We start from the raw sequence: 14,580 nt of genomic DNA, 5'->3' as shown, positions 1-14,580 counted from the left end.
ACAAATTCCTGTGGGAGCGAGCTTGCTCGCGATAGCGGTGTGTCAGTCAATATCAATGCTCGCTGACCTGACCCCATCGCGAGCAAGCTCGCTCCCACAGTGGTTTTGTGCAAGGTGCAGAGTTTGTATACGGGCTCAGTCCGGTCGCACCACTTTGCCGCTGGCCAGGTCGCGAATCACGCTGGGGTTCTTGCGCCCGCCCAGGTTGCCGCCGAGCACCAGATCGATCTGCCCGCGGAAATACTGCTCGACGCGAATCCGCGTGCGCGCCGCCGGGCGCCCTTGGGGGTTGGCCGAGGTGGACACCAGCGGCCCGACCAACGAGCACAAGTCGCGCACGGTGGGATGGTCGCTGACCCGCAGTGCGACGGTGTCGTGCACGCCGGTGATCCATTCCGGCAGCAGGTTCTGGTGGGGCACCAGCCAGGTATTGGGCCCCGGCCAGGTGCTGGCCATGCGGTCCATCCAGGTTTCGGGGAAGTCTTCGAACAGGAAGTCGAACTGGTGGATGTTGTCAGCCACCAGGATCAGGCCTTTGTCGGGCAGCCGCGACTTGATCGCCAGCAGGCGCTCCACCGCCTCCTCGTTCCACGGGTCACAACCCAGGCCCCAGACCGCTTCGGTTGGATAGGCAATCACCGCCCCGGCGCGAATTTCTCGCGCGGCTTGTTGCACACGCCAACTGTTGACCATGAAAGATTCTCCCGCAACGCAAATAAGGCTGTGGGCAGTTTACCGATCTTCCCCATAAAACCTAGCGCGCAAACCAGCGCCCGTTGTCACAGGTGGCGCGTCCTTCCATTTCCAGCTCGGTCAACGCCGCCAGCACTTTGGGCAAGCCCCAGCCGCTGGCGTCGGCCAACGCCTCGCTGCTCAACGGCGCGGCATGCAACAGGCGCAGCAGCGGATGGGTCACCGGCTCAGGCGCCGCGGCCAGCGGCAACTGCTGCCAGCCGCGCAACGCTTCGAGGATGTGCTCGACGGTTTCCACCAGCGCCGCACCGTCGCGGATCAGCTGATGGCAGCCCCGGGCGCCGGGGTGATGGATCGATCCAGGAATGGCATACACCTCGCGGCCCTGTTCCGCCGCCAGCCGGGCGGTGATCAGCGAGCCGCTGGCGACACTGGCTTCCACCACCAGCACCCCCAGGGACAAACCGCTGATGATCCGGTTGCGACGCGGAAAGTTGCTGGCGTGGGGCGGCGCGTCCAACGGAAACTCCGACAGCACCGCGCTGCCTTGGGCAATCATGGCGTCCGCCAGCCGACGATTGCGCTGTGGATAAAAATTTTCCAGGCCGGTGCCCAGCACGCCGACGGTGCGCCCGCCAACGTCCAGCGCCGCCTGATGGGCCGCCGCATCGATGCCCAGGGCCAGGCCGCTGGTGATGACAAAACCGGCCCCGGCCAGGCTGCGGGAAAACGCCGCCGCGGTGTCCATGCCCGGCCGCGATGCCCGGCGACTGCCGACCATCGCCAGCTGGGGTTTTTCCAGAATGGTGGCGTCGCCTGCGACGAACAGCAGCGGTGGCGCGTCGCTGATCTGTGCCAGCAGCGCCGGGTAGTCGGGTTGGTCCCACATCAGTAAATGCTGGCCCGCACGCTCTAGCCAGGCCAATGCGTGGGCGGCGCCGTCACGCACATCCGGGTTGCGTCGCGCCTCGGCACAGGCGATGGGCAAGCCCAGCGCTCGCCAGGCGCTGGCCGGTGCACTGATGGCCTTGGAGGCCGAGCCGAAGGCCTCCATCAGGGTCATGAAACGCTTGGGACCGAGTTCCGGCAAGCGGTGAAGGCGTAGCCGAGCCTCCAGTTCCGCAGGGGAAACCGGAGCGGATTCAGGTAATGACATGCGATCATCCTTGACCGTTATAAGCCCCATACAAAGGGGAACAAGCTGTGGATAACTCTGTTGGTAACTTGTGAGACCCGTTATGGATTACGGACCTTGTCGAGCACCGACAGCGAGCGCGAGGCGTACAGCACCAAGCCGTAGCTGAGCTTGTCGTAAGTGCGGAACACCATCAGCAGGCCGGCCCGCTCATCGGGGATTTTCACCGGCTCGCCAGTGATGCGGTCGCGCACGGTTTCACCGGTCTTCATCACCGCCAGCACGTTGCCTTCGATCAGCCCATCGCGGCGGCCCTTGTTCAGGGTGACCACGTCCAGCGCGCCGATCTGGGTCACGCCGCGAGGCACGTCCAGGATCAACCCGTTGATGTCCGATTTTGGCGCGCTGGGCATGAAGGTCGAGTTGATCGAGCGCTCTTCGCCGCTGAACAGGCGATCACCCAGGCGCACTTCCTGGGTGGTGCGTTGCAGGGCCAGGGTGGTGACATCACCCTCTGTGGCGACCACTTCGCCGCCGCCGATGTCGTCGGCGTTGATGCCTAGAAATTCCTTGGTCTCGGGGTCGGTGTAGACCTTGCCCTGGCGGAAGATGCCGTAGGCCGACTGGTTCGAGTCGAATCTGCCACGGGCAAAGACCCGATCCCCCATGCCGCTGAGCACCCGCTCGGCATTGCCGGCGACGACGTAGGGCGCCTTGTCGAAATCTTCAGGTGTGTCGACGATGCGGTTGCTCAGCAGGAAGCTGTTGATGGCTTGCAGCGGAATGCTCGGGATGGCGTCGGCCACCGGCGAACTGCGAATGCGTGGCGACAGCTTGATGGTGCCGCGGGAGGCGCCGCGATCGAGGATCAGGCGTGGCTGGCCGTTGACGTAGACCAGCGACAGGGTATCGCCCGGATAGATCAGGTTGGGGTTTTCGATCTGCGGGTTGGCCTGCCAGAGTTCTGGCCATTTCCACGGCTCGCGCAGGTATTTGCCGGAAATGTCCCACAGTGTGTCCCCCGTCACCACTGTGTATTGCTGGGGAAAACCTTCCCGAAGTTGCACTTGCCCATGCGCGATACCGGCCGAAGCCAGGAGCAGCAGGGCGAGTAGTGATTTCCTCATGCGGTGAATCCCTTTATTATGTGCGTTCGCGTAAAACGCCAGAGCCCCCGTGGCTCGCTGCCCTGCGGAGCTGTTTTCCCCAAGGGCAACGTTTTACAACGGTAGCCTGCATCCCAAGACACGCCAGGCCAGCCACCCGACTTTACCTCACACGTGCATTTATCAAGCTTATGGCCATTTTGAACATTCTCGAATTTCCGGACCCGCGCCTGCGCACTATCGCCAAACCAGTGGCCGTAGTGGACGACGAAGTGCGTCAGTTGGTCGATGACATGTTTGAAACAATGTATGAGGCGCCAGGCATCGGCCTCGCCGCGACCCAGGTCAACGTGCACAAGCGTATCGTCGTGATGGACCTTTCCGAAGACCGCAGCGAGCCGCGGGTGTTCATCAACCCCGAGTTCGAAACCCTGACCGACGAGATGGACCAGTACCAGGAAGGCTGCCTGTCGGTGCCAGGCTTCTATGAAAACGTCGACCGGCCGCAGAAGGTGAAGATCAAGGCCCTGGACCGTGACGGCCAGCCGTATGAACTGATCGCCGAAGGCTTGCTGGCGGTGTGCATCCAGCACGAGTGCGACCACCTCAACGGCAAGCTGTTCGTGGATTACCTGTCTACCCTCAAGCGTGACCGGATCAAGAAAAAACTGGAAAAACTTCATCGCCAGAATGCTTGATGCCCCCCTTCAAAGGCTTGCCGCGGCAAGCCTTTTTCTTTTTGCGACTGCTTTGTAATTGAGAGCTTCCCATGACTGAGCCCCTGCGCATCGTCTTTGCCGGCACTCCCGAATTTGCCGCCGAACACCTCAAGGCCCTGCTGGCCAGCCCCCACGACATCGTCGCGGTCTACACCCAGCCGGACCGGCCGGCCGGTCGCGGGCAAAAACTGATGCCCAGCCCGGTCAAGCAGCTTGCCCTGGAACACGGCATCCAGGTGTTGCAGCCGCCGACCCTGCGCGACGCGCAGGCCCAGGCCGAACTGGCGGCGCTGCAGCCGGACTTGATGGTGGTGGTCGCCTACGGCCTGATCCTGCCCCAAGTGGTGCTGGATATCCCGCGCCTGGGCTGCATCAACAGCCATGCCTCGCTGCTGCCGCGCTGGCGCGGTGCGGCGCCGATCCAGCGCGCCGTGGAAGCCGGCGATGCCGAGAGCGGCGTGACGGTGATGCGCATGGAAGCCGGCCTGGACACCGGGCCGATGCTGCTCAAGGTCAGCACCCCCATCAGTGCCGACGACACCGGCGGTAGCCTGCACGACCGCCTCGCACTCATCGGCCCGCCGGCCGTGGTCGAGGCCATTGCCGGCCTGGCTGCCGGCACGCTGGAAGGCGAAGTGCAGGATGACAGCCTCGCCACTTACGCACACAAATTGAACAAGGACGAAGCCCGCATCGACTGGAGCCGTCCGGCCGTCGAGCTGGAGCGTCTGGTGCGGGCCTTCAACCCGTGGCCGATCTGCCACAGCACCTTGAACGGCGAAGCCCTGAAAGTGCTGGCGGCCAATTACGCCGAAGGGAAGGGCGCACCGGGTGAAATCCTCAGCGCCAGCAAGGACGGCCTCGTCGTTGCCTGCGGTGAACAGGCGTTGTGCCTGACGCGCCTGCAACTACCCGGTGGCAAGGCGCTGAACTTCAGCGACCTGTTCAACAGCCGCCGTGAGAAATTTGCCGTCGGCACCGTCCTCGGCCAAGCGACGGACGCCTCATGAACCCGCGTCTGGCCGCCGCCAAGGCCCTTGCCGCGGTACTCAGCGGGAAAGCCTCGCTGAACAGTTCCCTGCCGACCCAACTGGACAAGGTCGATGACCGTGATCGCGGTTTCACCCAGGACTTGGCCTTCGGCACCGCCCGCTGGCAGCCACGGTTGTCGGCCCTGGCGGCCAAGCTGTTGCAGAAGCCGTTCAAGGCCGCCGATGCCGACGTCGAAGCGCTGCTGCTGGTGGGGCTCTATCAACTGCTCTACACCCGCGTCCCGGCCCACGCCGCCATCGGCGAGACCGTAGGCTGCGCCGACAAGCTGAAAAAGCCCTGGGCCAAGGCCCTGCTCAATGCCGTGTTGCGCCGCGCCCAACGGGAAAGCGAAACCCTGCTGGCCGAGCTGGAACACGACCCGGTGGTGCGCACTGCCCACCCGCGCTGGTTGCAGAAATCCCTGAAAGCCTTCTGGCCCGAGCAATGGGAAGCCATCTGCGCGGCCAACAACGCCCACCCGCCGATGATCCTGCGAGTCAACCGTCGCCACCATACCCGCGATGCCTATCTGGCGTTACTGGGCGAGGCGGGCATCCCGGCCATCCCGTGCCAGTACAGCCGCGACGGTATCGTGCTGGAAACCCCGGGCGACGTACGGGCGTTGCCGGGCTTTGCCGAGGGCTGGATCAGCGTCCAGGACGAAGCCGCGCAACTGGCCGCCGATCTGCTGGAGCTGGCGCCCGGGCAACGGGTGCTGGACGCCTGCTGCGCGCCCGGCGGCAAAACCTGTCACATTCTCGAGGCCGAGCCGAAGCTGGCCGGCGTGGTGGCGGTGGACCTGGAAGCCAAGCGCCTGGTGCGGGTGAAGGAAAACCTCGAACGCCTGGGCCTGGATGCCCAACTGATCGCCGCCGACGGTCGCGACACCGCGACCTGGTGGGACGGCAAACCGTTCCAGCGCATCCTGCTGGACGCGCCGTGCTCGGCCACCGGGGTGATCCGCCGTCACCCGGACATCAAGCTCACCCGCCAGCCGGACGACATCGCCGCACTGGCCACATTGCAGGGCGAATTGCTCGATGCCCTGTGGCAGACCCTGGAAGTGGGCGGCATGTTGCTCTACGCCACCTGTTCGACCTTGCCTACCGAGAACACCGACGTGATCGAGGCCTTCCTCGCCCGCACCCCGGGTGCCCGGGAACTGGACATCGCCAGCCAGGCCGGGCTGAAGCAGCCCCATGGCCGCCAGTTGCTGGCCCAAGAGGGCGGGCACGACGGCTTCTACTACGCCAAGCTGATCAAGATCGCCGCCGCACGCGGTTAAGACCGATTCGATAGGAGTGACTGGATGAAAATCATCATCCTCGGCGCAGGGCAGGTCGGCGGTTCGCTGGCGGAACATCTGGCCAGCGAGGCCAACGACATCACCGTGGTCGACACCGACGGCGAACGCCTGCGCGACCTCGGCGACCGCCTCGACATCCGCACCGTTCAGGGCCGAGGTTCCTTGCCCACGGTACTGCGCCAGGCCGGCGCCGACGATGCCGACATGCTGGTGGCCGTGACCAACAGCGACGAAACCAACATGGTCGCCTGCCAGGTCGCCCACACCCTGTTCCACACCCCGACCAAAATCGCCCGGGTGCGCGAAGCCGCCTACCTGACCCGTGCCGACCTGTTCGACAACGAAGCGATCCCGGTGGACGTGCTGATCAGCCCCGAACAGGTGGTGACCAACTACATCAAGCGCCTGATCGAGCACCCCGGCGCCCTGCAGGTGATCGACTTCGCCGAAGGCAAGGCCCAACTGGTGGCGGTCAAGGCCTACTACGGCGGGCCGCTGGTGGGCCAGCAACTGCGCCAGTTGCGCGAACACATGCCGAACGTGGAGACCCGGGTCGCGGCGATTTTCCGCCGGGACCGGCCGATCCTGCCCCAGGGCGATACGGTGATCGAAGCCGACGACGAAGTGTTTTTCATCGCCGCCAAGGCGAATATTCGCGCGGTGATGAGCGAAATGCGCCGCCTCGACGAGAACTACAAACGCATCGTCATCGCCGGCGGCGGACAGATCGGCGAGCGCCTGGCCGAAGCCATCGAAAGCCGCTACCAGGTCAAGATCATCGAGATGAACCCGGCCCGCTGCCGCTACCTCTCGGACACCCTCGACAGCACCGTGGTGCTGCAAGGCAGCGCCTCGGACCGCGACCTGCTGCTGGAAGAAAACATCGCCGACGCCGACATCTTCCTGGCCCTGACCAACGACGACGAAGCCAACATCATGTCGTCGCTACTGGCCAAGCGCCTGGGGGCGAGGAAAGTGATGACCATCATCAACAACCCGGCCTACGTCGACCTGATCCAGGGCGGCGACATCGACATCGCCATCAGTCCGCAACTGGCAACCATCGGCACCTTGCTCGCCCACGTACGCCGCGGCGACATCGTCAGCGTCCACTCCCTGCGCCGCGGCGCGGCCGAAGCCATCGAGGCCATTGCCCACGGCGATGCCAAGTCCAGCAAAGTGATCGGCAAAGCCATCCGCGACATCGGCCTGCCCCCCGGCACCACCATCGGTGCGATCATCCGCGACGAAGAAGTCCTGATCGCCCATGACGACACCACGATCAAGACCGGCGACCATGTCATCCTGTTCCTGGTGGACAAGAAGCACATTCGCGATGTCGAGAAGCTGTTCCATGTGGGGTTGAGTTTCTTCTGATCTGGGATGTGCAGTGACAGAAAGGGCCTCATCGCGAGCAAGCTCGCTCCCACAGAGGATCGTCATTGCTCACAAATGCAGTGAGCAACCCCAACCCCCTGTGGGAGCGAGCTTGCTCGCGATAGCTATCTAGCAGCCAACCGATCAACCCCTGACACAACAGATAAGGACGCCGCCATGCTCGAATCCCTGGAAAAAATGCTCGCCAAAGGCGTGGACAACGCCCTGCTCCGCTTCGGCCTGGGCAAAGGCTACCTGGACCTCGGCGAATTCCCCCGCGCCGCCGAACACTTCCAACGCTGCGTCGAACTCGACCCCAAGTATTCAGCCGCCTGGAAACTGTTGGGCAAGGCCCACCAAGGCCAAGGCGACCTACCGGCCGCCCGCGAAGCCTGGGAACAAGGCCTCGAAGCCGCCCGAGCCCACGGCGACAAGCAGGCGGAGAAGGAAATGACGGTGTTCCTGAAGAAGCTGGATCGCCATCCCTGAATCCACACAACACCGCTTTTCGTGGCGAGGGAGCTTGCTCCCGCTTGAGTGCGAAGCACTTATAAAAAAACAGGCAATCAAATGGTGCGTTTTTCGATTTATAGCGGGTTGGTTTTAGTAGGCTACTCAGCGCTAGAGAATGGCGACCCTCCGATGGGTGTCGCTTTCGGCCAGTTCGAGCCCGCCAATGGGTACAGTGTTATCAGAAATGAGTGCCGCACCAATCACCTCGATCAGTCTGCTCTAGCGCTTTCTGTTCAAACCGAAGCGGGTTTCGCTATTCCATGTGCGGGCATTAGCATTCTGGATTATTCGGCAGAGCTTTTAGCTGATTGCATCGAGATACACATTCTTGGCGTCCCCCATCCTCTTTATGAAGAGCTGTTTCCTGAGCAGGTCGCCATGTACGCTCGCCAATTTAGCTAAACGAACCATCACAGCAGTGTCAGTTTTGAGTCGGATAGCGCCCAGGTTATTGGCTGTAGGTGGCAATAGTGTTAAGGCAGGTCCTTCACTTGAGGGAGGACAAGGGTTGACCAATTCTAATGAATGATGGTCGCCACTCGACCCATTGCAAACGATCCAAGCGGTTGGATTCCGCCCCTTTTCTTGGGTCATGCGCTCATGTCATTGATCAATTGGCGCCAGACATCCTTTGCCTCTTGCTCTGAAGTAAAGGTTTGTATTTTGGGGTGCCAGAACTCCCCCTCATACACGATGCATTCGAGCGTAGAGTCTTGAAACGTAAAGACATAGTGAATGGCATTCTCTAGAAACCGCTGTTTGTCATGTTGTGGATGAACGGCGTTTCTCCGCTCAAGCTCCGCCAGCCAAGGCGAGTTATCTACACGATGAATTTGATAATGCTTGAGGCCAAGTCGGACAAGCGGATGGCCGCCCAGCGTCTCATCGTTTGGCGACCCGAACTCAATTTTTTTGACAAGAGGAAAATGGATTACAGCTATTTCCTCCCCAGCAGCGAAGTACCGCAAGCATAGCTGCGTGTCCGTGGCGAACACGATGGGTTCGGGCGATGTACTCGGCTGTGGCCAAGAGTCGAGCAGCACTACGGTCGCAAATGACATGGAAAGCCTAGTGAAGAAACGGAAAGGTGAACAGATTGCGATAAGGGCTCGTTGTCGTCAAAGGTAGTGGCCCGAGACTGATCGCTTTGCCCCTTTTTGTGAACGCAGTAGGAACGGTCTCATATCGAAAAAGCCCCAACGGGCCCGCCATTCCTGACACAGTCTCAAGAAGCTCACTTCCCGTGGCGAGGGAGCTTGCTCCCGCTTGAGTGCGCAGCACTCACAAAAAAACCACGCTCCCCAAATACCAATCAACCAAGCAGCCCACACACACAAAACCTGTGGCGAGGGGATTTATCCCCGCTAGGCTGCGAAGCAGCCTCACATCCCCAGCTCACGAGCTCTCCCAATTCACGTATTGACATATCGAAAAATCTCGATATCCTCGCCACATGGACCTACTCGAAATATTCAAAGCCCTCTCAAACCCGACACGTCTCCAAATCCTGAAAGGTTTGAAGGATCCGGCAAAGAACTTCCCCCCGCAGGATGAGGGTGACGTTCACACGGTCGGCGTTTGCGTCAGCAGTATCCAGGAAGGGATCGGCCTGTCGCAGTCGACGGTGTCCGGTTATCTGGCTACGTTGCAACGGGTGGGTCTGGTCGAAGTCAGGCGCATCGGCCAGTGGACCTATTACAAACGCAATGAAGCAACCATCAGTGCTCTCGCCGAGATCATTGGGAAAGACCTGTAGCGTTTTTTTACCACAGGATATCGAGATATTCCGATATCCCTTTTTATCGATACGAGGATTTACTATGAAAGCGATGATGCTTAAATCATTCGGCGGTCCTGAATCGTTCGAACTCCGCGACGTGCCCAAGCCCGTGCCGCAAGCGGGGCAAGTCTTGGTCCGGGTGCATGCCACTTCCATCAACCCGTTGGATTACCAGGTTCGACGCGGCGACTATTCCGACCTGGTGCCACTACCGGCCATCACCGGCCACGACGTCTCCGGCGTGGTCGAAGCCGTTGGGCCCGGTGTGACCTCCTTCGCGCCTGGAGACGAAGTCTGGTACACCCCGCAAATATTTGAAGGGGCAGGCAGCTATGCCGAGTACCACGTCGCGGCCGAGAGCATTGTCGGGAAGAAACCGCCCGAGCTGAGCCATCTTGAGGCCGCAAGCCTGACCCTGGTGGGCGGGACGGTGTGGGAAGCGCTGGTGGTGCGCGCGGCGCTCAGGGTCGGCGAGAGCATTCTTGTCCATGGCGGCGCTGGAGGCGTCGGCCATGTCGCGATCCAAGTGGCGAAAGCCATGGGCGCCCGGGTGCTCACCACTGTGCGCGAAGCAAACGCTGCGTTTGCCCGCAACTTGGGTGCCGACGTGATCATCGACTACGAAAAAGAAGATTATGTCGACGCTGTCCTTCGGGAAACCGCGGGCCGCGGCGTGGATGTCGTATTCGACACCATCGGCGGCAACACACTGTCCCGCAGCCCCGACGTCCTCGCCCAACTGGGCCGCGTCGTCTCGATCGTGGACATCGCCCAGCCACAAAACCTCGTCCAGGCCTGGGGCAAGAACGCGAGCTATCACTTCGTGTTCACCCGACAAAACCGCGGCAAGCTCGATGAGCTGAGCGCATTGATAGCCCGCGGTCAGCTGCGCCCCCATGTCGGCGCCGTCTATTCGCTGGCCGACATTCCCCTGGCCCATGCCCGGTTGGAAAGCCCCAACAACGGTCTCCGAGGCAAAATCGCCATTGCCGTCGAACCGTCGCTCATTCCGTGAGTGCCGACTTCAACCCATTCAGAGGTGCGTCATGGTTTACGAAATCGCTGTGCTTCCTGTTCACAAAGAACGCATTGAAACGTTCCGACGCGCATTTGCCGAAGTCGCTCCATTGCTCACACGGGCCAAGGGTTACGGCGGCCACATGCTGGCGCAAGGGATCGAAACCCCCGAGCAGTTCAACCTGATCGTGCGGTGGCAATCGCTGGAAGACCACACACCGGGCTTCGAGGCGAGTGAAGACCATCGGTTGTTCATGATGGGGTTGGAGGAATATTTTTCGGAGGAGCCGAAGGTTTACCATGTTGAAGGGGGCAGTTTTTAGGGCTGACGAAGGGGGACAGAAAATAAATCTGGCCCCCCTATTTTTTAGTAAAAATCATAATAAAGCGCCCACTCCCCAGTTTCATTGTGCTTCCAGAACATCAGGCTACCACTGTCGACCACGTTCAGATTGATCTTCGCATCCGATGAGATCTGGAACACAAACTCGAACCCTTCACCCGGATCAACACCCGACTGGCAAAACGAAGGGTAACCGCCGAACTTGTGTTCGTAGGTGTGGGTGACCAAGTCGTAATAGCTCTGTATCTCGCCCGCGCGTTCCAGCGTGAGGATTGCTTGCTCAAGGTCCTCCGGGACACCACCGCCATCCCACAGTGGAAAGTCCTCCGGCACCGCTTGCGCTGTCAGTGGGAAGGGTTTGAGAAATGTACCTGCCACCGGCAAAGACTTGCGCACCAGCACATCATCCGGCCCATATTCGCGGATGACCCAATTATTCCCCATCGGCTCAAAGTGCTCGGGGAACGGGTTTGAAATGAACACCGTCAATACACGAATCCCCGCCAGCAGCGGGCTGTGGACGGGCAGGGCAGGCAGGTAAAACTGCGCATAGGGGAGCAACGGTTGCCCCGCCTGGTTGGTGGGTACATCTTCATCAGGCCGGAACAGGAAGACGTTGCCCAGCCAGCTTTCTTCGTCGGTGCCGGCAGGACGAAAGCCGCCGGCAATGAGCTTCACGGCGGGGCGGGCCAGGCGTTGCTTGATTTCCTGGATGTCCATGGCGATGTAAACCTCCTTTTTACTACAGGTATTAAGACCGCAGATTGGCAGTGTACGAGAGTGGATAGCAGCGCTTTCTGCCCAGGGCTAGGCCGCATTAGCTTCCTTCACGAATGAGGATGGGCCCTCCTCTAGCTCCCTGGGCCAATGACTTTCCCGAGGGTTCCTAGCGTAGCTGAGTGTCATCGATACCGGCTCGGTCAGTGGTAAGGAAACGATAGCGTCCGAGGGCAAGGCTGCAAAGCCGGCGGATTCTGGTGCAGTTGTAGGCAAAGGCGCGAGGATAGCTGGCCTGGAGGCGCGGTGCTCAGGTCCTGGCTTGGCCCACAGATGGTGGGGAAGCAGGAGCAAGCATTCATGCGAATGCTTTTGAAGGGGTGAATCTGAAATAATTCTGTCCCCTTATTTGTCCTTATTTGCCCTTATTTGGACGGACCATAGATCACCATAAACGAAGGAGTCTTTTTAGTGAGCCACCATAACAACGATTTGCGGGCCGATTTCGTAGAGGCGCTCAAGGAAGTCTCGACGTTGATGTCCATCGCATACGAACAGCTTGGCCCGGTACCGGACGACCATGCATTGGCTCAGGCAGGTCTAGAGAATGGCGCTGAGATTGTCTTGGATTATGTCGATCACAACGAGGCCGGAGTAGCGTTCGAACACCTGCTCTACATGATCAATGAGCCTCCGCTTGTTGTGTCTGACGAGTGCATGAGTGTTTTAATCCGGATCGCAAAGACCCTGCAGATGCCAGTTACGGTGCACGGTAAAAGCATTTTTCCCTGATTTTCTCTCTGAACCTGTAAGAGGTGTTAACCGAGGCCATGACACTTGTCGAAGGCGATTTTATAAAGTTGACCCGTGTCGATTGTACAAAGGCTCTGTACGTTGATTGGATAAATGTTCGTGATGCAATGCCAGGAGATATAGCAGCCGTCAAAGAAATCTTTAATACGGATTCCGGACTTATCGTCCGTCTATCATGCGAGCCCCGATCGGGCTTTCAAGAATGGTGCGCCACATTTCATGAGGCAGATCTGACCTATGAATTATTGCGCCGAGCAGCCCCAATCACTCCTGCGCCTCACCCCCCAACCGACCCCGCCGCGACGACATAATCTGCGGGATCTTCTCCTCAATCCAATTCACCATCACCTCAAGATGCTCAGCCGCCTCCCGCCCCAATGGCGTCAAGCGGTACTCCACATGCGGCGGCACCACCGGTAACGACTTGCGATCGACCAACCCATCCGCCTCAAGCTCCTGCAACGTCTGCGAAAGCATCTTCTCGCTGACCCCGCCGATCTTGCGGCGCAGCTCGCTGAAGCGGTGCATCCCGCCCAGCAAAATGACCAGCACCAGCACGCCCCAGCGACTGGTCATGTGCTTGAGGATCTCCCGAGAAGGGCAGTCGGCGCTCAGTACATCGCCGCGTCGAACAGCGGCGCTAAACGGCTCGGAAATTTCGGTGGTGATGTCCACGATACTTACCTTTATGTACGTACTTACAAAAAGTTACTTAGGGCCCTAGGATGACTTCACCTCCTTTTCCCATCAAGGTATTTTGTCATGATCGCCATCACCGGAGCCTCCGGCCAACTGGGCCGTCTCGTTATCCAGTCCCTGCTTGAACGCGTGCCAGCCGAGCAAATCGTGGCCCTGGTCAGAGACCCCGGCAAGGTCCGGGACCTGGCCGCCCGGGGCGTGGTGGTACGCACCGCCGACTACAACCAACCGACCACATTGACTGCCGCGCTGAAAGGCGTCGATAAACTGCTGTTGATCTCCTCCAATGAACTGGGCAACCGCGCCGCCCAACACCGCGCCGTGATCGATGCCGCCAAGGCCGCAGGTGTCACGCTCCTGGCCTACACCAGCGTCCTGCACGCCGACACCTCCACCTTGGGCTTGGCCGCTGAACATCGCGATACCGAAGCCGCCTTGAAAGCCTCGGGCGTGCCCCACGTATTGCTGCGCAACGGCTGGTACACCGAAAACTACCTGGCTAACGTACCGAGCGCCGTGGAACATGGCGTCCTGCTCGGCAGCGCCGGCGAGGGCCGAATCAGCTCCGCCCCCCGTGCCGACTACGCCCAAGCCGCGGCGGTGGTGCTGACCACTGAAGGGCAGGCGGGAAAAGTCTATGAACTGGCGGGGGATAGCAGCTACACGTTGACCGAACTGGCTGCGTTGATCAGCCAGAAAACCGGTAAGCCGGTGGTTTATCAGAACCTGCCGCAGGCTGAGTTTGAGGCGGTGTTGATCAGTGTCGGGTTACCGGCGGGGTTGGCGGCGTTGCTGGCGGATTCTGATGCGGCGGCGGCGAAAGGGGCGTTGTTTGATGAGAGTGGGGTGTTGGGGCGGTTGATTGGGCGGGGGACTGTGTCGGTTGGTGAGTCTTTGGGTTAAGCAGCCGAACCAAGGTCAGGACAATGGACTCGCGTGCCGGTCGGGATGGACCGGCATGCAGCGGGTGATGATCTGTCCGGCTGCTTGGGAGTGTCAGATTTTTTGTGTGCGGGCCGGTGACGGCCTGCCGTTAAGCAGGCCTTCATTTACCACGTCGGCCTGATGAACCGGTCCCCGTACAGGATCGCGAACTGATTCATGGCACTTTTCCAGTCGTGGGCCGCACTGCCCCAGTTTGCCGTGATATTGCGCAAGCCGAGCCAGATTAATTTGGTGGCAGCATCATCGGTTGGGAAGTGTCCCCTCGTTTTGATGATCTTTCGCAGTTGAGCGTTGATGCTCTCGATTGCGTTGGTCGTGTAAATCACTTTCCGGATGGCGGGTGGGAAGACAAAAAACGGGATAACTCGATCCCAGGCGCGTCGCC

At 60.5% G+C, this 14,580-nt stretch carries 18 protein-coding genes; 11 read left to right on the top strand and 7 right to left on the bottom strand.

Features of this window, described 5'->3' with window-relative positions; translation table 11 throughout:
• Positions 1 to 135 precede the first annotated feature (135 nt).
• From BLQ55_RS30750 to BLQ55_RS30740, 3 genes are all read right to left on the bottom strand, one after another.
• Positions 136 to 693 (bottom strand): L-threonylcarbamoyladenylate synthase type 1 TsaC, encoded by a 558-nt coding sequence (locus tag BLQ55_RS30750; protein WP_092205588.1) that lies wholly within the window; start codon positions 691 to 693, stop codon positions 136 to 138.
• Between the two features lie 61 nt (positions 694 to 754).
• Positions 755 to 1,849 carry a DNA-processing protein DprA gene (dprA, locus tag BLQ55_RS30745; protein ID WP_092259451.1) on the bottom strand — a complete coding sequence of 365 codons (1,095 nt, stop codon included), beginning with the start codon at positions 1,847 to 1,849 and terminating at the stop codon, positions 755 to 757.
• An 80-nt stretch (positions 1,850 to 1,929) separates the two neighbouring features.
• Complete coding sequence (locus BLQ55_RS30740) at positions 1,930 to 2,955, bottom strand: LysM peptidoglycan-binding domain-containing protein (RefSeq protein ID WP_092205587.1); 1,026 nt, start codon at positions 2,953 to 2,955, stop codon at positions 1,930 to 1,932.
• A gap of 170 nt (positions 2,956 to 3,125) precedes the next feature.
• On the opposite strand from BLQ55_RS30740, the gene def reads away from it, so the two are divergent.
• From def to BLQ55_RS30710, 6 genes are all read left to right on the top strand, one after another.
• A complete protein-coding gene (def, locus tag BLQ55_RS30735; RefSeq protein ID WP_003196300.1) occupies positions 3,126 to 3,632 on the top strand; it encodes a peptide deformylase in 507 nt (168 codons plus the stop codon).
• A 71-nt stretch (positions 3,633 to 3,703) separates the two neighbouring features.
• A complete protein-coding gene (fmt, locus tag BLQ55_RS30730; protein ID WP_092205586.1) occupies positions 3,704 to 4,663 on the top strand; it encodes a methionyl-tRNA formyltransferase in 960 nt (319 codons plus the stop codon).
• Entirely contained in the window at positions 4,660 to 5,970 is a 1,311-nt protein-coding gene (gene rsmB, locus BLQ55_RS30725) for a 16S rRNA (cytosine(967)-C(5))-methyltransferase RsmB (RefSeq protein WP_092259448.1), read from the top strand. Before fmt ends, rsmB begins: the two co-directional genes overlap by 4 nt.
• A 24-nt stretch (positions 5,971 to 5,994) precedes the next feature.
• A complete protein-coding gene (trkA, locus tag BLQ55_RS30720) occupies positions 5,995 to 7,368 on the top strand; it encodes a Trk system potassium transporter TrkA (RefSeq protein ID WP_060739847.1) in 1,374 nt (457 codons plus the stop codon).
• Positions 7,369 to 7,545: 177 nt separating this feature from the next.
• Complete coding sequence (locus BLQ55_RS30715) at positions 7,546 to 7,857, top strand: tetratricopeptide repeat protein (RefSeq protein WP_092259445.1); 312 nt, start codon at positions 7,546 to 7,548, stop codon at positions 7,855 to 7,857.
• Positions 7,858 to 7,938: 81 nt separating this feature from the next.
• A complete protein-coding gene (locus BLQ55_RS30710; RefSeq protein ID WP_256326674.1) occupies positions 7,939 to 8,283 on the top strand; it encodes a hypothetical protein in 345 nt (114 codons plus the stop codon).
• A 188-nt stretch (positions 8,284 to 8,471) separates the two neighbouring features.
• Here the strand turns inward: BLQ55_RS30710 and BLQ55_RS30705 are convergent, their stop codons facing one another.
• Positions 8,472 to 8,942, bottom strand: coding sequence for a hypothetical protein (locus tag BLQ55_RS30705; protein WP_092259442.1), 471 nt, complete (start codon positions 8,940 to 8,942; stop codon positions 8,472 to 8,474).
• 392 nt (positions 8,943 to 9,334) lie between these two features.
• On the opposite strand from BLQ55_RS30705, the gene BLQ55_RS30700 reads away from it, so the two are divergent.
• The 3 genes from BLQ55_RS30700 (at position 9,335) to BLQ55_RS30690 (ending at position 11,001) form a co-directional block, all read left to right on the top strand.
• A complete protein-coding gene (locus BLQ55_RS30700; protein ID WP_003177098.1) occupies positions 9,335 to 9,637 on the top strand; it encodes an ArsR/SmtB family transcription factor in 303 nt (100 codons plus the stop codon).
• A 64-nt stretch (positions 9,638 to 9,701) separates the two neighbouring features.
• The gene (locus BLQ55_RS30695) at positions 9,702 to 10,676 is read left to right on the top strand and encodes a zinc-dependent alcohol dehydrogenase family protein (RefSeq protein WP_092259439.1); all 975 of its coding nucleotides are present in this window, start codon (positions 9,702 to 9,704) and stop codon (positions 10,674 to 10,676) included.
• A 31-nt stretch (positions 10,677 to 10,707) separates the two neighbouring features.
• Complete coding sequence (locus tag BLQ55_RS30690; protein ID WP_092259436.1) at positions 10,708 to 11,001, top strand: antibiotic biosynthesis monooxygenase family protein; 294 nt, start codon at positions 10,708 to 10,710, stop codon at positions 10,999 to 11,001.
• Positions 11,002 to 11,045: 44 nt separating this feature from the next.
• On the opposite strand, the gene BLQ55_RS30685 is transcribed toward BLQ55_RS30690, so the two are convergent.
• The gene (locus BLQ55_RS30685) at positions 11,046 to 11,741 is read right to left on the bottom strand and encodes a DUF1963 domain-containing protein (protein ID WP_092259433.1); all 696 of its coding nucleotides are present in this window, start codon (positions 11,739 to 11,741) and stop codon (positions 11,046 to 11,048) included.
• A gap of 468 nt (positions 11,742 to 12,209) precedes the next feature.
• Here BLQ55_RS30685 and BLQ55_RS30680 point away from each other — a divergent pair, with 468 nt between their 5' ends.
• Positions 12,210 to 12,530 (top strand): MafI family immunity protein, encoded by a 321-nt coding sequence (locus tag BLQ55_RS30680; RefSeq protein ID WP_092259430.1) that lies wholly within the window; start codon positions 12,210 to 12,212, stop codon positions 12,528 to 12,530.
• 285 nt (positions 12,531 to 12,815) lie between these two features.
• Here the strand turns inward: BLQ55_RS30680 and BLQ55_RS30670 are convergent, their stop codons facing one another.
• Positions 12,816 to 13,226 (bottom strand): winged helix-turn-helix transcriptional regulator, encoded by a 411-nt coding sequence (locus BLQ55_RS30670; RefSeq protein ID WP_256326673.1) that lies wholly within the window; start codon positions 13,224 to 13,226, stop codon positions 12,816 to 12,818.
• An 87-nt stretch (positions 13,227 to 13,313) separates the two neighbouring features.
• On the opposite strand from BLQ55_RS30670, the gene BLQ55_RS30665 reads away from it, so the two are divergent.
• A complete protein-coding gene (locus tag BLQ55_RS30665) occupies positions 13,314 to 14,153 on the top strand; it encodes an SDR family oxidoreductase (protein ID WP_092259427.1) in 840 nt (279 codons plus the stop codon).
• 146 nt (positions 14,154 to 14,299) lie between these two features.
• On the opposite strand, the gene BLQ55_RS30660 is transcribed toward BLQ55_RS30665, so the two are convergent.
• A partial coding sequence (locus BLQ55_RS30660) for a transposase (RefSeq protein ID WP_143011814.1) occupies positions 14,300 to 14,580 on the bottom strand: 281 nt, incomplete at its 5' end.

The sequence above is a fragment of the Pseudomonas sp. NFACC13-1 genome, from assembly GCF_900104425.1.
GTDB lineage: Bacteria > Pseudomonadota > Gammaproteobacteria > Pseudomonadales > Pseudomonadaceae > Aquipseudomonas > Aquipseudomonas fluorescens_AA.
This window is presented reverse-complemented; position numbering and strand designations above follow the sequence as displayed.

Coding starts and splice junctions, on each gene's coding strand:
- BLQ55_RS30715 (WP_092259445.1), top strand. CDS start 7,546: ATGCTCGAATCCCTGGAAAAAATGCTCGCCAAAGGCGTGGACAACGCC.
- fmt (WP_092205586.1), top strand. CDS start 3,704: ATGACTGAGCCCCTGCGCATCGTCTTTGCCGGCACTCCCGAATTTGCC.
- BLQ55_RS30710 (WP_256326674.1), top strand. CDS start 7,939: ATGGTGCGTTTTTCGATTTATAGCGGGTTGGTTTTAGTAGGCTACTCA.
- BLQ55_RS30685 (WP_092259433.1), bottom strand. CDS start 11,741: ATGGACATCCAGGAAATCAAGCAACGCCTGGCCCGCCCCGCCGTGAAG.
- trkA (WP_060739847.1), top strand. CDS start 5,995: ATGAAAATCATCATCCTCGGCGCAGGGCAGGTCGGCGGTTCGCTGGCG.
- rsmB (WP_092259448.1), top strand. CDS start 4,660: ATGAACCCGCGTCTGGCCGCCGCCAAGGCCCTTGCCGCGGTACTCAGC.
- BLQ55_RS30700 (WP_003177098.1), top strand. CDS start 9,335: ATGGACCTACTCGAAATATTCAAAGCCCTCTCAAACCCGACACGTCTC.
- BLQ55_RS30740 (WP_092205587.1), bottom strand. CDS start 2,955: ATGAGGAAATCACTACTCGCCCTGCTGCTCCTGGCTTCGGCCGGTATC.
- BLQ55_RS30665 (WP_092259427.1), top strand. CDS start 13,314: ATGATCGCCATCACCGGAGCCTCCGGCCAACTGGGCCGTCTCGTTATC.
- BLQ55_RS30750 (WP_092205588.1), bottom strand. CDS start 693: ATGGTCAACAGTTGGCGTGTGCAACAAGCCGCGCGAGAAATTCGCGCC.
- BLQ55_RS30705 (WP_092259442.1), bottom strand. CDS start 8,942: ATGTCATTTGCGACCGTAGTGCTGCTCGACTCTTGGCCACAGCCGAGT.
- BLQ55_RS30690 (WP_092259436.1), top strand. CDS start 10,708: ATGGTTTACGAAATCGCTGTGCTTCCTGTTCACAAAGAACGCATTGAA.
- BLQ55_RS30695 (WP_092259439.1), top strand. CDS start 9,702: ATGAAAGCGATGATGCTTAAATCATTCGGCGGTCCTGAATCGTTCGAA.
- dprA (WP_092259451.1), bottom strand. CDS start 1,849: ATGTCATTACCTGAATCCGCTCCGGTTTCCCCTGCGGAACTGGAGGCT.
- def (WP_003196300.1), top strand. CDS start 3,126: ATGGCCATTTTGAACATTCTCGAATTTCCGGACCCGCGCCTGCGCACT.